This window comes from Listeria welshimeri serovar 6b str. SLCC5334 (assembly GCF_000060285.1).
GTDB classification, from domain to species: Bacteria; Bacillota; Bacilli; order Lactobacillales; family Listeriaceae; genus Listeria; species Listeria welshimeri.
In genome coordinates this window covers 1,715,987-1,732,691 of the sequence record NC_008555.1, presented here as the reverse complement: position 1 = coordinate 1,732,691, position 16,705 = coordinate 1,715,987, and the positions used below count along the sequence as shown (strand labels likewise).

9 protein-coding genes, 21 tRNA genes, 3 rRNA genes and 1 riboswitch are annotated in these 16,705 nt (G+C 42.2%); of the genes, 30 read left to right on the top strand and 3 right to left on the bottom strand.

Going from position 1 to position 16,705, the window contains the following annotated elements; translation table 11 throughout:
- Positions 1-12: 12 nt before the first annotated feature.
- Positions 13-993, bottom strand: a complete 981-nt coding sequence (locus LWE_RS08715) for a metal-dependent hydrolase (RefSeq protein WP_011702489.1) — start codon at positions 991-993, stop codon at positions 13-15.
- Positions 994-1,203: 210 nt separating this feature from the next.
- On the opposite strand from LWE_RS08715, the gene mutY reads away from it, so the two are divergent.
- The 3 genes from mutY (at position 1,204) to ntdP (ending at position 3,724) form a co-directional block, all read left to right on the top strand.
- Positions 1,204-2,292 carry an A/G-specific adenine glycosylase gene (gene mutY, locus LWE_RS08710; RefSeq protein ID WP_011702488.1) on the top strand — a complete coding sequence of 363 codons (1,089 nt, stop codon included), beginning with the start codon at positions 1,204-1,206 and terminating at the stop codon, positions 2,290-2,292.
- Positions 2,293-2,295: 3 nt separating this feature from the next.
- Positions 2,296-3,042, top strand: coding sequence for an enoyl-[acyl-carrier-protein] reductase FabL (gene fabL, locus LWE_RS08705; protein ID WP_011702487.1), 747 nt, complete (start codon positions 2,296-2,298; stop codon positions 3,040-3,042).
- A 154-nt stretch (positions 3,043-3,196) separates the two neighbouring features.
- Positions 3,197-3,724, top strand: a complete 528-nt coding sequence (gene ntdP, locus LWE_RS08700) for a nucleoside tri-diphosphate phosphatase (RefSeq protein ID WP_003719986.1) — start codon at positions 3,197-3,199, stop codon at positions 3,722-3,724.
- 38 nt (positions 3,725-3,762) lie between these two features.
- Here the strand turns inward: ntdP and LWE_RS08695 are convergent, their stop codons facing one another.
- Together LWE_RS08695 and LWE_RS08690 are read right to left on the bottom strand one after the other, a co-directional pair.
- Positions 3,763-4,851 (bottom strand): aromatic acid exporter family protein, encoded by a 1,089-nt coding sequence (locus LWE_RS08695; RefSeq protein ID WP_011702486.1) that lies wholly within the window; start codon positions 4,849-4,851, stop codon positions 3,763-3,765.
- Between the two features lie 105 nt (positions 4,852-4,956).
- The gene (locus LWE_RS08690; protein ID WP_011702485.1) at positions 4,957-6,255 is read right to left on the bottom strand and encodes a glutamate-1-semialdehyde 2,1-aminomutase; all 1,299 of its coding nucleotides are present in this window, start codon (positions 6,253-6,255) and stop codon (positions 4,957-4,959) included.
- A 143-nt stretch (positions 6,256-6,398) separates the two neighbouring features.
- On the opposite strand from LWE_RS08690, the gene LWE_RS08685 reads away from it, so the two are divergent.
- The 27 genes from LWE_RS08685 (at position 6,399) to LWE_RS08555 (ending at position 16,478) form a co-directional block, all read left to right on the top strand.
- Entirely contained in the window at positions 6,399-7,340 is a 942-nt protein-coding gene (locus tag LWE_RS08685) for an NAD(P)-dependent oxidoreductase (RefSeq protein ID WP_011702484.1), read from the top strand.
- Between the two features lie 82 nt (positions 7,341-7,422).
- Positions 7,423-7,869 carry a peroxide-responsive transcriptional repressor PerR gene (gene perR, locus LWE_RS08680; RefSeq protein ID WP_011702483.1) on the top strand — a complete coding sequence of 149 codons (447 nt, stop codon included), beginning with the start codon at positions 7,423-7,425 and terminating at the stop codon, positions 7,867-7,869.
- 456 nt (positions 7,870-8,325) lie between these two features.
- A 16S ribosomal RNA gene (locus LWE_RS08675) occupies positions 8,326-9,875 on the top strand.
- 246 nt (positions 9,876-10,121) lie between these two features.
- Positions 10,122-13,053: ribosomal RNA gene (locus LWE_RS08670) — 23S ribosomal RNA — on the top strand.
- 77 nt (positions 13,054-13,130) lie between these two features.
- Positions 13,131-13,246 (top strand): 5S ribosomal RNA (rrf, locus tag LWE_RS08665).
- The 16S, 23S and 5S rRNA genes sit together here with 21 tRNA genes alongside, the layout of an rRNA operon.
- 9 nt (positions 13,247-13,255) lie before the next feature.
- Positions 13,256-13,328: transfer RNA gene (locus tag LWE_RS08660), tRNA-Val, on the top strand.
- 8 nt (positions 13,329-13,336) lie between these two features.
- Positions 13,337-13,412: transfer RNA gene (locus tag LWE_RS08655), tRNA-Thr, on the top strand.
- 40 nt (positions 13,413-13,452) lie between these two features.
- A tRNA-Lys gene (locus LWE_RS08650) sits at positions 13,453-13,525 on the top strand.
- Positions 13,526-13,530: 5 nt separating this feature from the next.
- Positions 13,531-13,612, top strand: a tRNA-Leu gene (locus LWE_RS08645).
- Positions 13,613-13,627: 15 nt separating this feature from the next.
- Positions 13,628-13,702, top strand: a tRNA-Gly gene (locus LWE_RS08640).
- 17 nt (positions 13,703-13,719) lie between these two features.
- Positions 13,720-13,805, top strand: a tRNA-Leu gene (locus tag LWE_RS08635).
- Between the two features lie 9 nt (positions 13,806-13,814).
- Positions 13,815-13,888: transfer RNA gene (locus tag LWE_RS08630), tRNA-Arg, on the top strand.
- Between the two features lie 10 nt (positions 13,889-13,898).
- Positions 13,899-13,972, top strand: a tRNA-Pro gene (locus LWE_RS08625).
- Between the two features lie 19 nt (positions 13,973-13,991).
- Positions 13,992-14,064: transfer RNA gene (locus LWE_RS08620), tRNA-Ala, on the top strand.
- A gap of 53 nt (positions 14,065-14,117) precedes the next feature.
- Positions 14,118-14,191 (top strand) — tRNA-Met (locus LWE_RS08615).
- Positions 14,192-14,202: 11 nt separating this feature from the next.
- Positions 14,203-14,276 (top strand) — tRNA-Ile (locus LWE_RS08610).
- 22 nt (positions 14,277-14,298) lie between these two features.
- Positions 14,299-14,388 (top strand) — tRNA-Ser (locus LWE_RS08605).
- Positions 14,389-14,429: 41 nt separating this feature from the next.
- Positions 14,430-14,503 (top strand) — tRNA-Met (locus LWE_RS08600).
- A 4-nt stretch (positions 14,504-14,507) separates the two neighbouring features.
- Positions 14,508-14,583, top strand: a tRNA-Asp gene (locus LWE_RS08595).
- 4 nt (positions 14,584-14,587) lie between these two features.
- A tRNA-Phe gene (locus tag LWE_RS08590) sits at positions 14,588-14,660 on the top strand.
- A 29-nt stretch (positions 14,661-14,689) separates the two neighbouring features.
- A tRNA-His gene (locus tag LWE_RS08585) sits at positions 14,690-14,762 on the top strand.
- A gap of 24 nt (positions 14,763-14,786) precedes the next feature.
- A tRNA-Gly gene (locus LWE_RS08580) sits at positions 14,787-14,857 on the top strand.
- A 26-nt stretch (positions 14,858-14,883) separates the two neighbouring features.
- Positions 14,884-14,957, top strand: a tRNA-Ile gene (locus LWE_RS08575).
- A gap of 6 nt (positions 14,958-14,963) precedes the next feature.
- A tRNA-Asn gene (locus LWE_RS08570) sits at positions 14,964-15,036 on the top strand.
- Between the two features lie 35 nt (positions 15,037-15,071).
- A tRNA-Ser gene (locus LWE_RS08565) sits at positions 15,072-15,162 on the top strand.
- Between the two features lie 5 nt (positions 15,163-15,167).
- Positions 15,168-15,239 (top strand) — tRNA-Glu (locus LWE_RS08560).
- A 63-nt stretch (positions 15,240-15,302) separates the two neighbouring features.
- Entirely contained in the window at positions 15,303-16,478 is a 1,176-nt protein-coding gene (locus tag LWE_RS08555) for an MFS transporter (RefSeq protein WP_011702482.1), read from the top strand.
- A 75-nt stretch (positions 16,479-16,553) separates the two neighbouring features.
- A riboswitch (SAM riboswitch) is annotated at positions 16,554-16,660 on the top strand.
- Positions 16,661-16,705 lie beyond the last annotated feature (45 nt).

Sequence of the window (16,705 nt, the reverse complement as noted above, 5' to 3'; positions counted from 1 at the left end):
TCCGGGTCTTCTTTAAATACTAACTGGTGCTAATTTTTTGTGTAATTTTTCTGTTGAGAAAATCCAACCAGTATAAGATGAAATAATCTTTAAATCATCGTCTAATTTAACTACTGCTACAAAAGGATAGTGCCCATTACTTCGATAACGCAAATCGGTAAAAGTAACATAAGTACCATCTAGTTTTTCCTCGATTCGCCAATTGTATACTTTGGAGAATGAGATGAAAGCTGCAAGGTTTTTATCTTTTTTCGCAGAACGGATGATTTCATTATCTGGAACTGGTAAACGATCAAATTTTTCGTAGATAGAGATGTTTCGTTTAAAAGCTCGGCCTACATAGTAATGATCTTTAGTTGTTACTGCCACGCGCCACTGAAAGAAGTGAATTGTAGAAGCGATAATGATTTCTTCTGAATCTGGAATTAGATTTTGAACCGCATGCTTAATCATTCGTTGTGTGACAAATCTTGCCACATAATAAAGTGCCAAAATAACGTAAAGCGTTACAAACGTTGCGAGTACAGGGGATCCTAGTAGCCAAGCCGCAATTGCAACAACATGGGAACCAAAAATAAACCAATCAAAGGTATTGATAAACCCAAATGCGACCCATGTTTCCTTAAACGGCCTAACAGCTTGTGTCCCGTATGCGTTAAAAATATCTACAAAAATGTGTAGCCCAACCGCGATAAATGTCCATAATAATAAATGGATAAACGTGGCTGCTGGAAAAATGAAATACAGAATAGATGAAATAAGTAATGGCCAAATGGCAAGCATCGGCAAGGAATGCGTGATTCCACGATGATTTCTAATATAATCAGCGTTGTTTTTAAGTTTTAATACAGTGTCAATGTCTGGAATTTGAGAGCCAATAATTGTTGCTGTCATAATACCAATGGCAGCTTGAGAACTTCCGGCAACTACCGGGTCTACGGTTGCTAATGCTCCGAGTGCAATTCCCATTACTACATGTGTGCCAGTATCCAAGTGACTTTGCCTCCTCTAAAATCGGTCTTTAATAATACAAGCAGTATTGCCTAAGAAAGCACAACACTATCCAATCAAGCCAGCATTCTGTATAATAGAAAACGGCTTAAGAATGGGTATATTATTTTATTCCCTGTTTACATTATACTACACATCTGGAGTATCACACATTAGAAATCTATTAGAATTACGAGGAGAAAATGAGAAAAAATGAAGAGACTAACATGGGATGAAACAAAAATAACCGCTTTTCAAGAAGCACTTGTTTCCTGGTATGAAGCGAATAAACGAATATTACCGTGGCGCGAAAATACCGAGCCTTACCGAATTTGGGTCTCAGAAATCATGCTTCAACAAACAAAAGTGGATACAGTAATTCCTTATTTTAATCGCTTTATGACTCAGTTTCCGACAATGGAAAGTTTCGTAAATGCTGATGAGGCGGATATATTAAAGGCTTGGGAAGGTTTAGGTTATTATTCTCGTGTCAGAAATCTCCAAACAGCTATGAAACAAGTAATGGCAGATTTTTCTGGAGTAGTCCCAAGTGATTTAACAACTATTTTATCACTTAAAGGTGTTGGACCATATACGGCAGGCGCAATTTTGAGTATTGCATACAACCAAGCCGAACCAGCAGTTGATGGAAATGTTATGCGTGTTATAGCACGTGTTTTAGAGATCAGTGAAGATATTATGAAAGCATCTACTCGGAAAATTTTTGAAGAAGTGTTATACCAATTAATTGATCAAGAAAATCCAGCAGCTTTTAATCAAGGATTAATGGAAATTGGTGCACTCGTTTGTACACCAACCAAACCAATGTGTTTGCTTTGTCCCTTACAACCTTTTTGCGAAGCGCATAAAAATGGTGTTGAAACCAACTATCCCGTAAAAATCAAGAAGACAAAAACGAAAACTAAAGAACTTTTAAGTATTATTGTTCTCTCAGAGGATGGGAAAATAGCTATAGAAAAACGTCCGGAGAATGGACTGCTTGCAAATATGTGGCAATTTCCAACTATTGAAGTTGCTAAAAAAGAAAATATGGAAGTAGCCAAATTACAATTTTTGAACCATTATGGCTTAGATGTTTTATTAAATCAGGACCCAATTGCGCATATCAAACATGTTTTTTCTCATTTGATTTGGAAAATGGACATTCGTGTGGCAAATCTTCAATCCGCAGTTCCGAATGAAAATTGGTATTTTGCAACAGAAGAAGAAATGAAACGGCTTGCTTTTCCAGTACCATATCAAAAAATGTGGCAAGCTTGGAAAGAATTTAAGGGGGAGTAACAAATGAATAAAGTAGCATTAGTAACAGGAAGTAGTAGGGGACTTGGTAGAGAAATTGCCATCGCCCTTGCAAAAGAAGGATATGATATAGCTGTTAACTTTTCTAGAAATCGCAAAAAAGCAGAAGAAGTGCAGCAAGAGATTGAACAACTAGGACAAAAATGCGCTATTTTTAAAGCAAATGTTGGCGATGTAGAAAAAGTGAGAGAATTATTTAAAGCGGTCGATGAAGAATTTGGTCGATTGGATGTATTTATTAATAATGCAGCGAGTGGTGTGCTTCGTCCTTTAATGGAACTAGAAGAGTCACACTGGGACTGGACAATGAATATTAATGCCAAAGCGTTATTATTCGCTGGACAAGAAGCAGCTAAATTAATGCAACGTCATCAAAGTGGGAAAATTATTAGTTTAAGTTCGATTGGCTCTATTCGATACTTAGAAAATTATACAACAGTTGGAGTTTCAAAAGCAGCAGTAGAATCCCTTACTCGCTATTTAGCAGTGGAACTTGCCCCGCTAGGCATCGTCGTTAATGCTGTTTCTGGTGGTTTAATTGAAACAGATGCGCTCAATCATTTTCCAAACCGTGAAGAGTTATTAAAAGATGCTGTAAGTAAAACACCAGCTGGCCGAATGATTGAGCCGAGTGACCTGGTAAATGCGGTTTTATTCCTCGTTAGCGATAAAGCAGATATGATTCGTGGGCAAACTATTTTAGTAGATGGCGGAAGAACTCTTTTAGTATAGTAAAGCAAAATGGATGAAAATTAGCTATTTTACCTGAAAAATAGCTTTTTTTTAGGAAATTATTCCGTTTCAGCACGATATTGTTTTTTTGCAGTCTTGCCTTATGTTATAATAATAATGATTTTGATAGTACATGAGGAAAGTAGGATAAAGGATGTACTTACCCAAAGAGAAAGAAATAATACAGATCAAGAGCTACAAACATAACGGAAAACTTCATCGTACTTGGAAAAAGACAGTGGTGCTTAAATCTACGGAGAATATTATTATCGGTGGAAACGACCACACATTAGTTGTGGAAGCAGACGGACGTAAATGGGTAACGCGTGAACCATCTATCTGTTACTTTCATAGTGATTACTGGTTTAATGTAATTTCAATGATTAGAGAAGATGGCATTTATCATTACTGCAATTTAGGAACTCCTTTTGCAGTTGATGAACAAGCGCTTAAGTACATTGACTATGACCTCGATATTAAGGTTTTCCCAGATGGAAGGTTTCATTTGCTTGATGAGGGCGAATATGAACAACACCGTCGCCAAATGAAGTATCCAGACTCAATTGACCGGATACTAAAAACGAATGTAGATGTGCTAAGCCACTGGATTTTGGACAAAAAAGGTCCATTTTCTCCTGACTACATTGACATTTGGTATGAAAAGTATAAAGAATACCGTTAAAAAAACGAGCTTTGGAGTTTATCTCCAAGCTCGTTTTTTTATTCTTCATTTACATTAATATCGATCTGGTTTTCATCTGTATGTCTAAGTTTAAAGCTATGAATTATTTTTTCTAGATAATCGATTGTTTCTTGGTAGGCAAAGATGGATGCAATAATACGCATTAAATGATATTTATCCATCATATCTTCATACTCATCTTTTTCAGTTTCTTCCATTTCGCGTAGGAAGAGTTGCATTAAATCTTGGGGATCTTGTGCTAAATGAGACTCTACATAATCAAGATCAATAGAAACTTTGTCAATATACGTTAGCAGTAATTGTTCATGTTTATCTGTTAAATAATCAATATGTTGTCTAATCAATTCTTGTTTATCTGGCGGAAGTTGCAAATAATCATTTTCATAACGGTGTTGGATTTTCAAAAGTTCAAAACCCTTTTGAGAGCAAAGCAACATTTGTCTATATACAGCAATTTTCCGGCCTTTAGAGACAGCATTTTTCTTCAAGAAAGTTCGCTCTTCTCGATATAATCCATATAAGTTACGAGTCTGATTTAACTGCTTTTGCATCCATTCCATATCTTTTTTTAGAAGGGGAAAGTCAGCAGCGTGCCGAAGATTTAATTTAATCCAACGCACAATTTCGCTATTCGTATTATAAATTAGTTGAAACAAAGAAACTTCATATTTAGGCGGTAAAAAGAATAAATTGACGATAAATGCAGCAAGTAAGCCTAGCATAATCGTGCCAAAACGAATAAGTGCGATTTCTAAAAAGTCGTTACCTGGAGAATCCATGACGATAATAAGTGTTACTACAGCAAGGCCAATCGTATTTTCCAAACGAAATTGCATCAATAAAGCAACACAGATGATGGCGGCAACTCCAATTAAAATAAAATCATTACCAATATAAAGTCCAAAAATAATGGCGATAAGAGCTCCAATAATGTTTCCTTGTGCACGTTCTAAAATAGTTCGATAGGACCTATAAATAGAAGGTTGGATAGCAAAAACGGCGGAAATGCCTGCCAGAGTTGGAGAGGGTGAATTGCAAAGCTGAGCGATGAATAACGCCAAGGTGATTGCAATACCAGTTTTCAAAATTCTAGCTCCGAATTTCATGGAAGGTTATTCCTTTCTATAGACTATTTGAGCGGGATATTGAACTATTCCCGCTCATTCTTCTTCTATTATAACGTTTATCGTCAGTTTATAAAGCAATAATACCTATTTATCTTGAACCATTTTTGCAAAAACTGTATCGACTGCTTGAATAGTTTCTAAAATATCTGCTTCAGAATGTGCGGAGGTAATGAACCATGCTTCATATTTGGAAGGCGCTAGGTTAATACCCTCTTCTAACATACCTTTGAAGAAACGACCGAATAAATCACCATTTGTAGCTCCAGCTTCTGCATAATTAGTCACTGGTTCATCTGTAAAGTAAACAGTTAGAGCGCCAACAATTTGGTTAACCGTTACTGCAATACCATGTTTCACAGCGGCTTTTTCAATTCCATCTTTTAACATGGAGCCATATTTTTGAAAGCGATCATAAAGTCCTTCTTCTTGTAAAACTTCAAGACAAGCGATACCTGATAAAATGGAAGCTGGATTACCTGCGTGTGTTCCAGCTTGATATGCGGGTCCTAAAGGTGCTACTTTTTCCATAATATCTATTCGTCCGCCGTAAGCACCTATTGGAAGACCTCCGCCAATAATTTTACCCATAGCTGTTAAGTCGGGAATAACACCTAAATAATTCTGAGCTCCACCGTACATAAAACGGAAAGCTGTGATAACTTCATCATAAATTACTAAAGAGCCATTTTCATGTGCAAGTTCATTAATAGCTTCTAGAAATCCTTCAGCAGGCTCAACCATTCCAAAGTTTCCAACAATAGGTTCTACTAAAACTGCTGCAACTTGATTTCCCCAAGTAGCTAATGCTTCTTTGAAGGATGCAAGGTCATTAAAAGGTACTGTAATAACTTCCTCGGCAGTCGATTTTGTCACACCAGCAGAATCTGGAATTCCTAGTGTAGATGGCCCAGAGCCAGCTTCAACTAATACTAAATCAAAATGTCCATGGTAGCATCCGGCAAATTTAATGATTTTGTCTCGTCCCGTATAAGCACGAGCTACACGAATAGTTGTCATAACAGCTTCTGTGCCGGAGTTTGTAAATCGAACTTTTTCAAGAGAAGGAATTGCTTCTTTTAACATTTTTGCAAAGGTTATTTCATGTTTTGTAGGTGTTCCGTACAAAACGCCATTTTGCGCCGCTTTTGTAATTGCTTCTGTAATATGAGGATGCGCATGTCCAGTAATAATCGGTCCAAATGCAGCTAAATAGTCAATATATTTATTTCCATCCACATCATAAAAATAAGCACCATTTGCTCGTTCCATTGTGACAGGAATTCCACCGCCAACTCCTTTGTTTGACCTAGATGGGCTATTAACCCCACCAACTATATGTAAAAGTGCTTCGTCATGCAATTTTTTTGACATTGAATGATCCATTTCGTCATCTCCTCAATAATTTAATACCTTCTATATTCTATGCGAAAAAATGAGAAGTCGCAATTGAAAAAACAATATAATTGCCGACAAATGAAAAAAAGCATAAAATTAAAGTATCATTAAAAGAGGGGAAGTGTGGCAAGATGAAAGTTTTATTTACTTTAGATGTACCTAAACACCTTCAACAATTGCAAGCGGAGAAATTTCCAGATGATACTTTCTACTATGAAGGCAATAATCATTTTGCCAATTTAGCAGAAGTGGATGTTATTGTCACTTATGGCTCGAATATTAAAGAAGAACAAATAAAACAAGCTCAAAACTTAAAATTAATTATGGTTTTTTCAGCAGGCGTGGATAGTCTTCCAAGAGAAATTATTCAAGAAAGAAAAATAAAAGTGGCAAATGTAAGAGGAATTCATGCAGTACCAATGGGAGAATTTGCTTTATCTTTTATGTTATCTCATGTGAAAAAAGCTGCTTTCTTCTATCAAATGCAAAAACAAGAAAACTGGTCGAGTGAAGAACCTATTACAGAACTTGCGGGAAAAACATTAATTGTAGCAGGAACAGGAGCAATCGGAGCAAAAGTGGCGCAATTTGCCAAAGCCTTTGACATGGAAGTATTAGGTGTAAATACAACAGGTCACCCGGCTGAACCATTTAAAAAAACTTACGCTATGACAGATATAGAAGAAATTGCGCCCTTAGCTGACTTTTTTGTCAGTGTTTTACCACAAACGAAAAAGACAACAGGCATGTATAAAGAAACATTTTTTGAGAGGATGAAAAGCAGTGCAGTTTTTATTAATATAGGAAGAGGCAGTGCAGTGGAAATAGATGTGTTAGAAAAAGCTTCTAAACAACAACAAATTGCTCATTTTTATTTAGATGTATTACCAGAAGAACCACTTTCTGCTGGCAGTTATCTATGGCAAGCAGACAACATAACTATGACACCGCATGTATCGGGCCATTCGGATAAATATTTGGATCGTAGTTTTGAAATATGGTTTGAGAATATGAATCACTTGAAAAAAAATACTAAATTACGCAATGAAATTGATTTAAATAAAGGTTATTAACCTACAAATTATGCCATTCTATTGACAGTCAAGCCTTATTTCCGGTATTATGAATATAATAATTATTTTTGGAAGGGAGTGCATGGCGGTGTCTAATGCAACTCTAAAAGAGGCAGTAGATGTCTTGAAGAAAACAGGAGTAAGAATCACTCCTCAGCGTCATGCTATACTTGAATTCTTAATTAACTCACACACTCACCCAACCGCGGATGATATCTATCGGTCTTTAGAAGGTAACTTTCCTAATATGAGCGTAGCAACTGTATATAATAATTTGCGAGTTTTTCGTGATGCAGGTTTAATTAAAGAATTATCTTATGGTGATGCATCTAGCAGATTTGATTTTTCCACATCTAATCATTATCACGCAATCTGCAATGTTTGCGGGAAAATAGTAGATTTTCATTATCCGGGTCTTGATGAAGTAGAACATTTCGCAGCTCATGTAACCGGATATGAAATTGATAATCATAGGCTGGAAGTATATGGTACATGTCCAGAATGTAAAGAAAAACAAATTAATAATTAATCCAAAACACTTAGCCTAGCTAGGTGTTTTTTTATGTTTTTTGCAATTTTTTTCATTTTTATTTAATTTTATGCATAATTCGGTTGACATATATCTCAAAACTTGATATATTAGTTTTCGGCGCTACAATAGCAGTGATTTAAAAGATTTTTATTCGTAAAATAAATTTAAAAAGTTGTTGACAGATAGTTGCTGAAATGATATGATTTAAAAGTCGCAAAAAACAAATGAAAACATTCGTACATCAAGCATGAAAGCGACTAACTGACCTTTGAAAACTGAACAAAGAAGAAGACGAAAAGCAATGAGACGTAAAGTCTCACTGGTAATCGCAGGGCAGAAAACAGAAAGCTGTTTTCAACAAAAACAAACTAGTAATTTAATTGCTAGCGAAGTCAATTTGACGCAAGGAATCTTATTCACGGTGTTGAATAAGTATTCAAATTCAATTTATATTTTAAAGAGAGTTTGATCCTGGCTCAGGACGAACGCTGGCGGCGTGCCTAATACATGCAAGTCGAACGAACGGAGGAAGAGCTTGCTCTTCCAAAGTTAGTGGCGGACGGGTGAGTAACACGTGGGCAACCTGCCTGTAAGTTGGGGATAACTCCGGGAAACCGGGGCTAATACCGAATAATAAGTGGTGGCGCATGCCACGGCTTTGAAAGATGGTTTCGGCTATCGCTTACAGATGGGCCCGCGGTGCATTAGCTAGTTGGTAGGGTAATGGCCTACCAAGGCAACGATGCATAGCCGACCTGAGAGGGTGATCGGCCACACTGGGACTGAGACACGGCCCAGACTCCTACGGGAGGCAGCAGTAGGGAATCTTCCGCAATGGACGAAAGTCTGACGGAGCAACGCCGCGTGTATGAAGAAGGTTTTCGGATCGTAAAGTACTGTTGTTAGAGAAGAACAAGGATAAGAGTAACTGCTTGTCCCTTGACGGTATCTAACCAGAAAGCCACGGCTAACTACGTGCCAGCAGCCGCGGTAATACGTAGGTGGCAAGCGTTGTCCGGATTTATTGGGCGTAAAGCGCGCGCAGGCGGTCTTTTAAGTCTGATGTGAAAGCCCCCGGCTTAACCGGGGAGGGTCATTGGAAACTGGAAGACTGGAGTGCAGAAGAGGAGAGTGGAATTCCACGTGTAGCGGTGAAATGCGTAGATATGTGGAGGAACACCAGTGGCGAAGGCGACTCTCTGGTCTGTAACTGACGCTGAGGCGCGAAAGCGTGGGGAGCAAACAGGATTAGATACCCTGGTAGTCCACGCCGTAAACGATGAGTGCTAAGTGTTAGGGGGTTTCCGCCCCTTAGTGCTGCAGCTAACGCATTAAGCACTCCGCCTGGGGAGTACGACCGCAAGGTTGAAACTCAAAGGAATTGACGGGGGCCCGCACAAGCGGTGGAGCATGTGGTTTAATTCGAAGCAACGCGAAGAACCTTACCAGGTCTTGACATCCTTTGACCACTCTGGAGACAGAGCTTTCCCTTCGGGGACAAAGTGACAGGTGGTGCATGGTTGTCGTCAGCTCGTGTCGTGAGATGTTGGGTTAAGTCCCGCAACGAGCGCAACCCTTAATTTTAGTTGCCAGCATTTAGTTGGGCACTCTAAAGTGACTGCCGGTGCAAGCCGGAGGAAGGTGGGGATGACGTCAAATCATCATGCCCCTTATGACCTGGGCTACACACGTGCTACAATGGATGGTACAAAGGGTCGCGAAGCCGCGAGGTGGAGCCAATCCCATAAAACCATTCTCAGTTCGGATTGTAGGCTGCAACTCGCCTACATGAAGCCGGAATCGCTAGTAATCGTGGATCAGCATGCCACGGTGAATACGTTCCCGGGCCTTGTACACACCGCCCGTCACACCACGAGAGTTTGTAACACCCGAAGTCGGTAGGGTAACCTTTATGGAGCCAGCCGCCGAAGGTGGGACAGATAATTGGGGTGAAGTCGTAACAAGGTAGCCGTATCGGAAGGTGCGGCTGGATCACCTCCTTTCTAAGGAAAAGGAAACCTGTGTGTTTTCGTTCTTCTCTGTTTGTTCAGTTTTGAGAGGTTACTACTTCTCTGTATGTTTGTTCTTTGAAAACTAGATAAGAAAGTTAGTAAAGTTAGCATAGATAAGTAATTATTTATGACACAAGTAACCGAGAATCATCTGAAAGTGAATCTTTCATCTAATTGGAAGTATCATCGCTGATACCGACAATTAGAAAAACAACCTTTACTTCGTTGAAGTAAATTGGTTAAGTTAGAAAGGGCGCACGGTGGATGCCTTGGCACTAGGAGCCGAAGAAGGACGGGACTAACACCGATATGCTTTGGGGAGCTGTACGTAAGCGTTGATCCAGAGATTTCCGAATGGGGGAACCCACTATCTTTAGTCGGATAGTATCCTTACGTGAATACATAGCGTGAGGAAGGCAGACCCAGGGAACTGAAACATCTAAGTACCTGGAGGAAGAGAAAGAAAAATCGATTTCCTGAGTAGCGGCGAGCGAAACGGAAAGAGCCCAAACCAAGAAGCTTGCTTCTTGGGGTTGTAGGACACTCTATACGGAGTTACAAAAGAAAGTTATAAATGAAGCGGTCTGGAAAGGCCCGCCAAAGACGGTAACAGCCCGGTAGTTGAAATAGCTTTCCCTCCAGAGTGGATCCTGAGTACGGCGGAACACGTGAAATTCCGTCGGAATCCGGGAGGACCATCTCCCAAGGCTAAATACTCCCTAGTGACCGATAGTGAACCAGTACCGTGAGGGAAAGGTGAAAAGCACCCCGGAAGGGGAGTGAAACAGTTCCTGAAACCGTGTGCCTACAAGTAGTTAGAGCCCGTTAATGGGTGATAGCGTGCCTTTTGTAGAATGAACCGGCGAGTTACGATTTGTTGCAAGGTTAAGCGGAAAAAGCGGAGCCGTAGCGAAAGCGAGTCTGAATAGGGCGCATAAGTAACAGGTCGTAGACCCGAAACCAGGTGATCTACCCATGTCCAGGATGAAGGTAAGGTAATACTTACTGGAGGTCCGAACCCACGCACGTTGAAAAGTGCGGGGATGAGGTGTGGGTAGCGGAGAAATTCCAATCGAACTTGGAGATAGCTGGTTCTCTCCGAAATAGCTTTAGGGCTAGCCTCGAGGTAAAGAGTCATGGAGGTAGAGCACTGTTTGGACTAGGGGCCCTTCTCGGGTTACCGAATTCAGATAAACTCCGAATGCCATGTACTTATACTCGGGAGTCAGACTGCGAGTGATAAGATCCGTAGTCGAAAGGGAAACAGCCCAGACCACCAGTTAAGGTCCCCAAATATATGTTAAGTGGAAAAGGATGTGGGGTTGCTTAGACAACCAGGATGTTGGCTTAGAAGCAGCCACCATTGAAAGAGTGCGTAATAGCTCACTGGTCGAGTGACCCCGCGCCGAAAATGTACCGGGGCTAAACATATTACCGAAACTGTGGATGAACCTCTTCGGAGGTTCGTGGTAGGAGAGCGTTCTAAGGGCGGTGAAGTCAGACCGGAAGGACTGGTGGAGCGCTTAGAAGTGAGAATGCCGGTATGAGTAGCGAAAGAAGGGTGAGAATCCCTTCCACCGAATATCTAAGGTTTCCTGAGGAAGGCTCGTCCGCTCAGGGTTAGTCGGGACCTAAGCCGAGGCCGATAGGCGTAGGCGATGGACAACAGGTAGAGATTCCTGTACCAGTGCTAATTGTTTAACCGATGGGGTGACACAGAAGGATAGGGAATCGCACGAATGGAAATGTGCGTCCAAGCAGTGAGTGTGAGAAGTAGGCAAATCCGCTTCTCGCGAAGCATGAGCTGTGATGGGGAAGGAAATAAAGTACGGAAGTTCCTGATTTCACGCTGTCAAGAAAAGCCTCTAGGAAGAGTAGTACTGCCCGTACCGCAAACCGACACAGGTAGATGAGGAGAGAATCCTAAGGTGAGCGAGAGAACTCTCGTTAAGGAACTCGGCAAAATGACCCCGTAACTTCGGGAGAAGGGGTGCTCTATTAGGGTGCAAGCCCGAGAGAGCCGCAGTGAATAGGCCCAGGCGACTGTTTAGCAAAAACACAGGTCTCTGCAAAACCGTAAGGTGACGTATAGGGGCTGACGCCTGCCCGGTGCTGGAAGGTTAAGAGGAGTGCTTAGCTTCGGCGAAGGTACGAATTGAAGCCCCAGTAAACGGCGGCCGTAACTATAACGGTCCTAAGGTAGCGAAATTCCTTGTCGGGTAAGTTCCGACCCGCACGAAAGGCGCAACGATCTGGGCACTGTCTCAACGAGAGACTCGGTGAAATTATAGTACCTGTGAAGATGCAGGTTACCCGCGACAGGACGGAAAGACCCCGTGGAGCTTTACTGCAACCTGATATGGAATGTTTGTACCGCTTGTACAGGATAGGTAGGAGCCGAAGAGACGTGTGCGCTAGCATACGAGGAGGCAATGGTGGGATACTACCCTGGCTGTATGACCATTCTAACCCGCCACGCTTAGCGCGTGGGGAGACAGTGTCAGGTGGGCAGTTTGACTGGGGCGGTCGCCTCCTAAAGAGTAACGGAGGCGCCCAAAGGTTCCCTCAGAATGGATGGAAATCATTCGCAGAGTGTAAAGGCACAAGGGAGCTTGACTGCGAGACTGACAAGTCGAGCAGGGACGAAAGTCGGGCTTAGTGATCCGGTGGTTCCGCATGGAAGGGCCATCGCTCAACGGATAAAAGCTACCCCGGGGATAACAGGCTTATCTCCCCCAAGAGTCCACATCGACGGGGAGGTTTGGCACCTCGATGTCGGCTCGTCGCATCCTGGGGCTGTAGTCGGTCCCAAGGGTTGGGCTGTTCGCCCATTAAAGCGGCACGCGAGCTGGGTTCAGAACGTCGTGAGACAGTTCGGTCCCTATCCGTCGCGGGCGCAGGAAATTTGAGAGGAGCTGTCCTTAGTACGAGAGGACCGGGATGGACACACCGCTGGTGTACCAGTTGTTCCGCCAGGAGCATCGCTGGGTAGCTATGTGTGGCAGGGATAAACGCTGAAAGCATCTAAGCGTGAAGCCCCCCTCAAGATGAGATTTCCCATTTCTTCGGAAAGTAAGATCCCTGAAAGATGATCAGGTAGATAGGTTTGGAGTGGAAGTGTAGCGATACATGGAGCGGACAAATACTAATCGATCGAGGACTTAACCAAAAAATGAAACGAAGTTACCTAACTGAACCCTTTCTTCTCTAGTTTTGAGAGAGCAATCTTTCAACAACTGTATATTGTCTGGTAGTTATGGCGAGAAGGTCACACCCGTTCCCATCCCGAACACGGTAGTTAAGCTTCTCTGCGCCAATGGTAGTTGGGGGTTTCCCCCTGCGAGAGTAGGTCGCTGCCGGGCAGTATTTCTGGAGGTTTAGCTCAGCTGGGAGAGCATCTGCCTTACAAGCAGAGGGTCAGCGGTTCGATCCCGTTAACCTCCATTTTTTATGCCGGCTTAGCTCAGTTGGTAGAGCAACTGATTTGTAATCAGTAGGTCGCGAGTTCGACTCTTGCAGCCGGCACCATTAATATTAACTTTATAATAATACATATTTTTATTGTAGAGAGCCGTTAGCTCAGTTGGTAGAGCATCTGACTTTTAATCAGAGGGTCGCTGGTTCGAACCCAGCACGGCTCACTTTTGCGGGTGTGGCGGAATTGGCAGACGCACCAGATTTAGGATCTGGCGCCGCGAGGCGTGGGGGTTCAAGTCCCTTCACCCGCACTTATTATAAAATATGCGGAAGTAGTTCAGTGGTAGAACATCACCTTGCCAAGGTGGGGGTCGCGGGTTCGAACCCCGTCTTCCGCTCCAAATTTTATAGTAACAACGCCGGGGTGGCGGAACTGGCAGACGCACAGGACTTAAAATCCTGCGGATAGTGATATCCGTACCGGTTCGATTCCGGTCCTCGGCACTTATATTTGCGCCCATAGCTCAACTGGATAGAGTACTTGACTACGAATCAAGCGGTTAGAGGTTCGACTCCTCTTGGGCGCACTTTATTAAACGGGAAGTAGCTCAGCTTGGTAGAGCACTTGGTTTGGGACCAAGGGGTCGCAGGTTCGAATCCTGTCTTCCCGATTGTTTCATCTTTTATAATGGGGCCTTAGCTCAGCTGGGAGAGCGCCTGCTTTGCACGCAGGAGGTCAGCGGTTCGATCCCGCTAGGCTCCACTTACTTCACATTTTAATCACATAATGAAAGAAAATAGTAGCCTTATTATTATGGCGGCGTAGCTCAGCTGGCTAGAGCGTTCGGTTCATACCCGAGAGGTCGTGGGTTCGACTCCCTCCGCCGCTATTTTCAATCTTGGACCTTTAGCTCAGTTGGTTAGAGCAGACGGCTCATAACCGTCCGGTCGCAGGTTCGAGTCCTGCAAGGTCCACTTGTCACTTTATTATTATCATGGAGGAATACCCAAGTCTGGCTGAAGGGATCGGTCTTGAAAACCGACAGGCGGGTAATACCGCGCGGGGGTTCGAATCCCTCTTCCTCCGTTTTTCACTTGTGATATGTGGACTAAATTAAATATTATTGTCGCGGGGTGGAGCAGTCTGGTAGCTCGTCGGGCTCATAACCCGAAGGTCGTAGGTTCAAATCCTGCCCCCGCAATAGTGGTTCCGTGGTGTAGGGGTTAACATGCCTGCCTGTCACGCAGGAGATCGCGGGTTCAAATCCCGTCGGGACCGCCATTATGGCTTGGTAGCTCAGTTGGTAGAGCACTTGATTGAAGCTCAAGGTGTCGGCAGTTCGATTCTGTCCCAAGCCATTCTTTTAAAAAAACATTTTTGCCTTATGGCGGATATGGCGAAGTGGTTAACGCACCTGATTGTGGTTCAGGCATTCGTGGGTTCGATTCCCATTATCCGCCCTTTGTTTTTAAATTTTATATTATGCGGGTGTAGTTTAGTGGTAAAACTACAGCCTTCCAAGCTGTTGTCGTGGGTTCGATTCCCATCACCCGCTTTTTACCATGAAGTTAGTTTTACTAGGGGCCTATAGCTCAGCTGGTTAGAGCGCACGCCTGATAAGCGTGAGGTCGATGGTTCGAGTCCATTTAGGCCCATTTTATTCCACAGTAGCTCAGTTGGTAGAGCAATCGGCTGTTAACCGATCGGTCGCAGGTTCGAGTCCTGCCTGTGGAGTTATTCTTTTAAAAGAGAATAGGATTTTTATATCTGGGGAAGTACTCAAGTGGCTGAAGAGGCGCCCCTGCTAAGGGTGTAGGTCGCTCGCGCGGCGCGAGGGTTCAAATCCCTCCTTCTCCGCCAGATATGGCCCGTTGGTCAAGCGGTTAAGACACCGCCCTTTCACGGCGGTAACACGGGTTCGATTCCCGTACGGGTCATCTAAAAAGCAATGTCGAACTTCGACATTGCTTTTTTATTTAGTATATTTTTGGAGGTAGCTTATGGGAACAAAAGGAAAGTTTTGGATTTTAACAATGGTAGTTGCGATTTCTGGGTTATCACAAGGAGTCTTATTGCCGCTTATTGCAATAATATTAGAAGAGAAAGGTATAAGTGCTGGAATAAATGGATTTCATGCAACTGGTATCTATTTGGGAGTGTTAATTATCTCTCCATTTATTGAAGCACCATTACATAAGTATGGCTATAAACCGATTATATTAGTGGGGGGAGGGCTTGTAGCATTAGCAATTTTAGCTTTTCCAATCTGGTTTAATTTATATTTTTGGTTTATATTGAGGTTGTTTATTGGTGTAGGGGACCATATGTTACACTTTTCGTCACAGACTTGGATTGGTGCAATGAGTGATCCTAGTAAGCGTGGTCGTAATATGGCTATCTACGGATTATTTTTCTCATTAGGATTTGCAGTGGGGCCACAACTGGTTAATTTGGCAAAGATAAATGCTAATCTACCGTTCTTTTTATCAGGAATCTTAGTGTTAATTGCTTGGGGGCTAGTTTGGTTTATTAGGAATGATTTTGTTGGAGAAAAAGCAGTTATACGCAAAATTTCTTTTTGGGGGAGTTTAAAGCGATTTTCAGATGTATTTAAGTTAGCTTGGGTTGCGATGATTCCACCATTTTTATATGGAATTTTGGAAACTGGGCTTAATGCGACATTTCCAGTTGTGGGGCTGCGAGACGGACTTGACACGGTCATGATTGCGATGATTATTTCTTCTTTTTCTGTTGGAACGATTATTTTTCAAGTGCCGATTGGGATTATTAGTGATAAGTTCGGACGAGGGAAAATGTTGCCGCTTTTGACAGGTGGGGGAGCTGTAGTTTTTGTTTTGACTGCTTTTGTTAAGATTCCTGTTTTATATGTGGTTTTCTTCTTTATTTTAGGGATATTGCTAGGATCTTTGTATTCATTGGGGTTGTCTTATATGACCGATTTAACGCCACTCGAATTACTTCCAGCTGGGAATATTTTGGTGGGAATGTGCTTTAGCTTGGGAAGTATTATTGGTCCGAGTGCAACGGGGATGATGATAGGGATTTTTGGTAATCAGATATTTTATTTTGTGGTGGCTGGAATCCTTGTACTAGGCTGTTTTCTCCTAGCTTTTGGTTCCCATAAAGAACTTAAAGAAAAGAAAATAGACATTTAATGATTGACAGTTTTTAGTTGCAAGTGGTATGATAATTTCAATCCAATTTAAGTGATTAAAAAACTAAATAAATTACTCTTATTATGAGTGGTAGAGGGACTGGCCCGTTGAAACCCAGCAACCTTTCAATCCGTTGAAAAGGTGCTAAATCCTGCGAAGTGTGATGCTTCGAGAGATAAGAGAGACTTAAAAAGTTTCACTGTATTTGTGTATTGAAACTTCCAAAC

Excerpts from the sequence above, each read along its gene's own strand:
- perR (WP_011702483.1), top strand. The coding sequence starts at position 7,423 with ATGGCGGTGTCTAATGCAACTCTAAAAGAGGCAGTAGATGTCTTGAAG.
- LWE_RS08695 (WP_011702486.1), bottom strand. The coding sequence starts at position 4,851 with ATGAAATTCGGAGCTAGAATTTTGAAAACTGGTATTGCAATCACCTTG.
- LWE_RS08555 (WP_011702482.1), top strand. The coding sequence starts at position 15,303 with ATGGGAACAAAAGGAAAGTTTTGGATTTTAACAATGGTAGTTGCGATT.
- LWE_RS08690 (WP_011702485.1), bottom strand. The coding sequence starts at position 6,255 with ATGGATCATTCAATGTCAAAAAAATTGCATGACGAAGCACTTTTACAT.
- ntdP (WP_003719986.1), top strand. The coding sequence starts at position 3,197 with ATGTACTTACCCAAAGAGAAAGAAATAATACAGATCAAGAGCTACAAA.
- fabL (WP_011702487.1), top strand. The coding sequence starts at position 2,296 with ATGAATAAAGTAGCATTAGTAACAGGAAGTAGTAGGGGACTTGGTAGA.
- LWE_RS08685 (WP_011702484.1), top strand. The coding sequence starts at position 6,399 with ATGAAAGTTTTATTTACTTTAGATGTACCTAAACACCTTCAACAATTG.
- mutY (WP_011702488.1), top strand. The coding sequence starts at position 1,204 with ATGAAGAGACTAACATGGGATGAAACAAAAATAACCGCTTTTCAAGAA.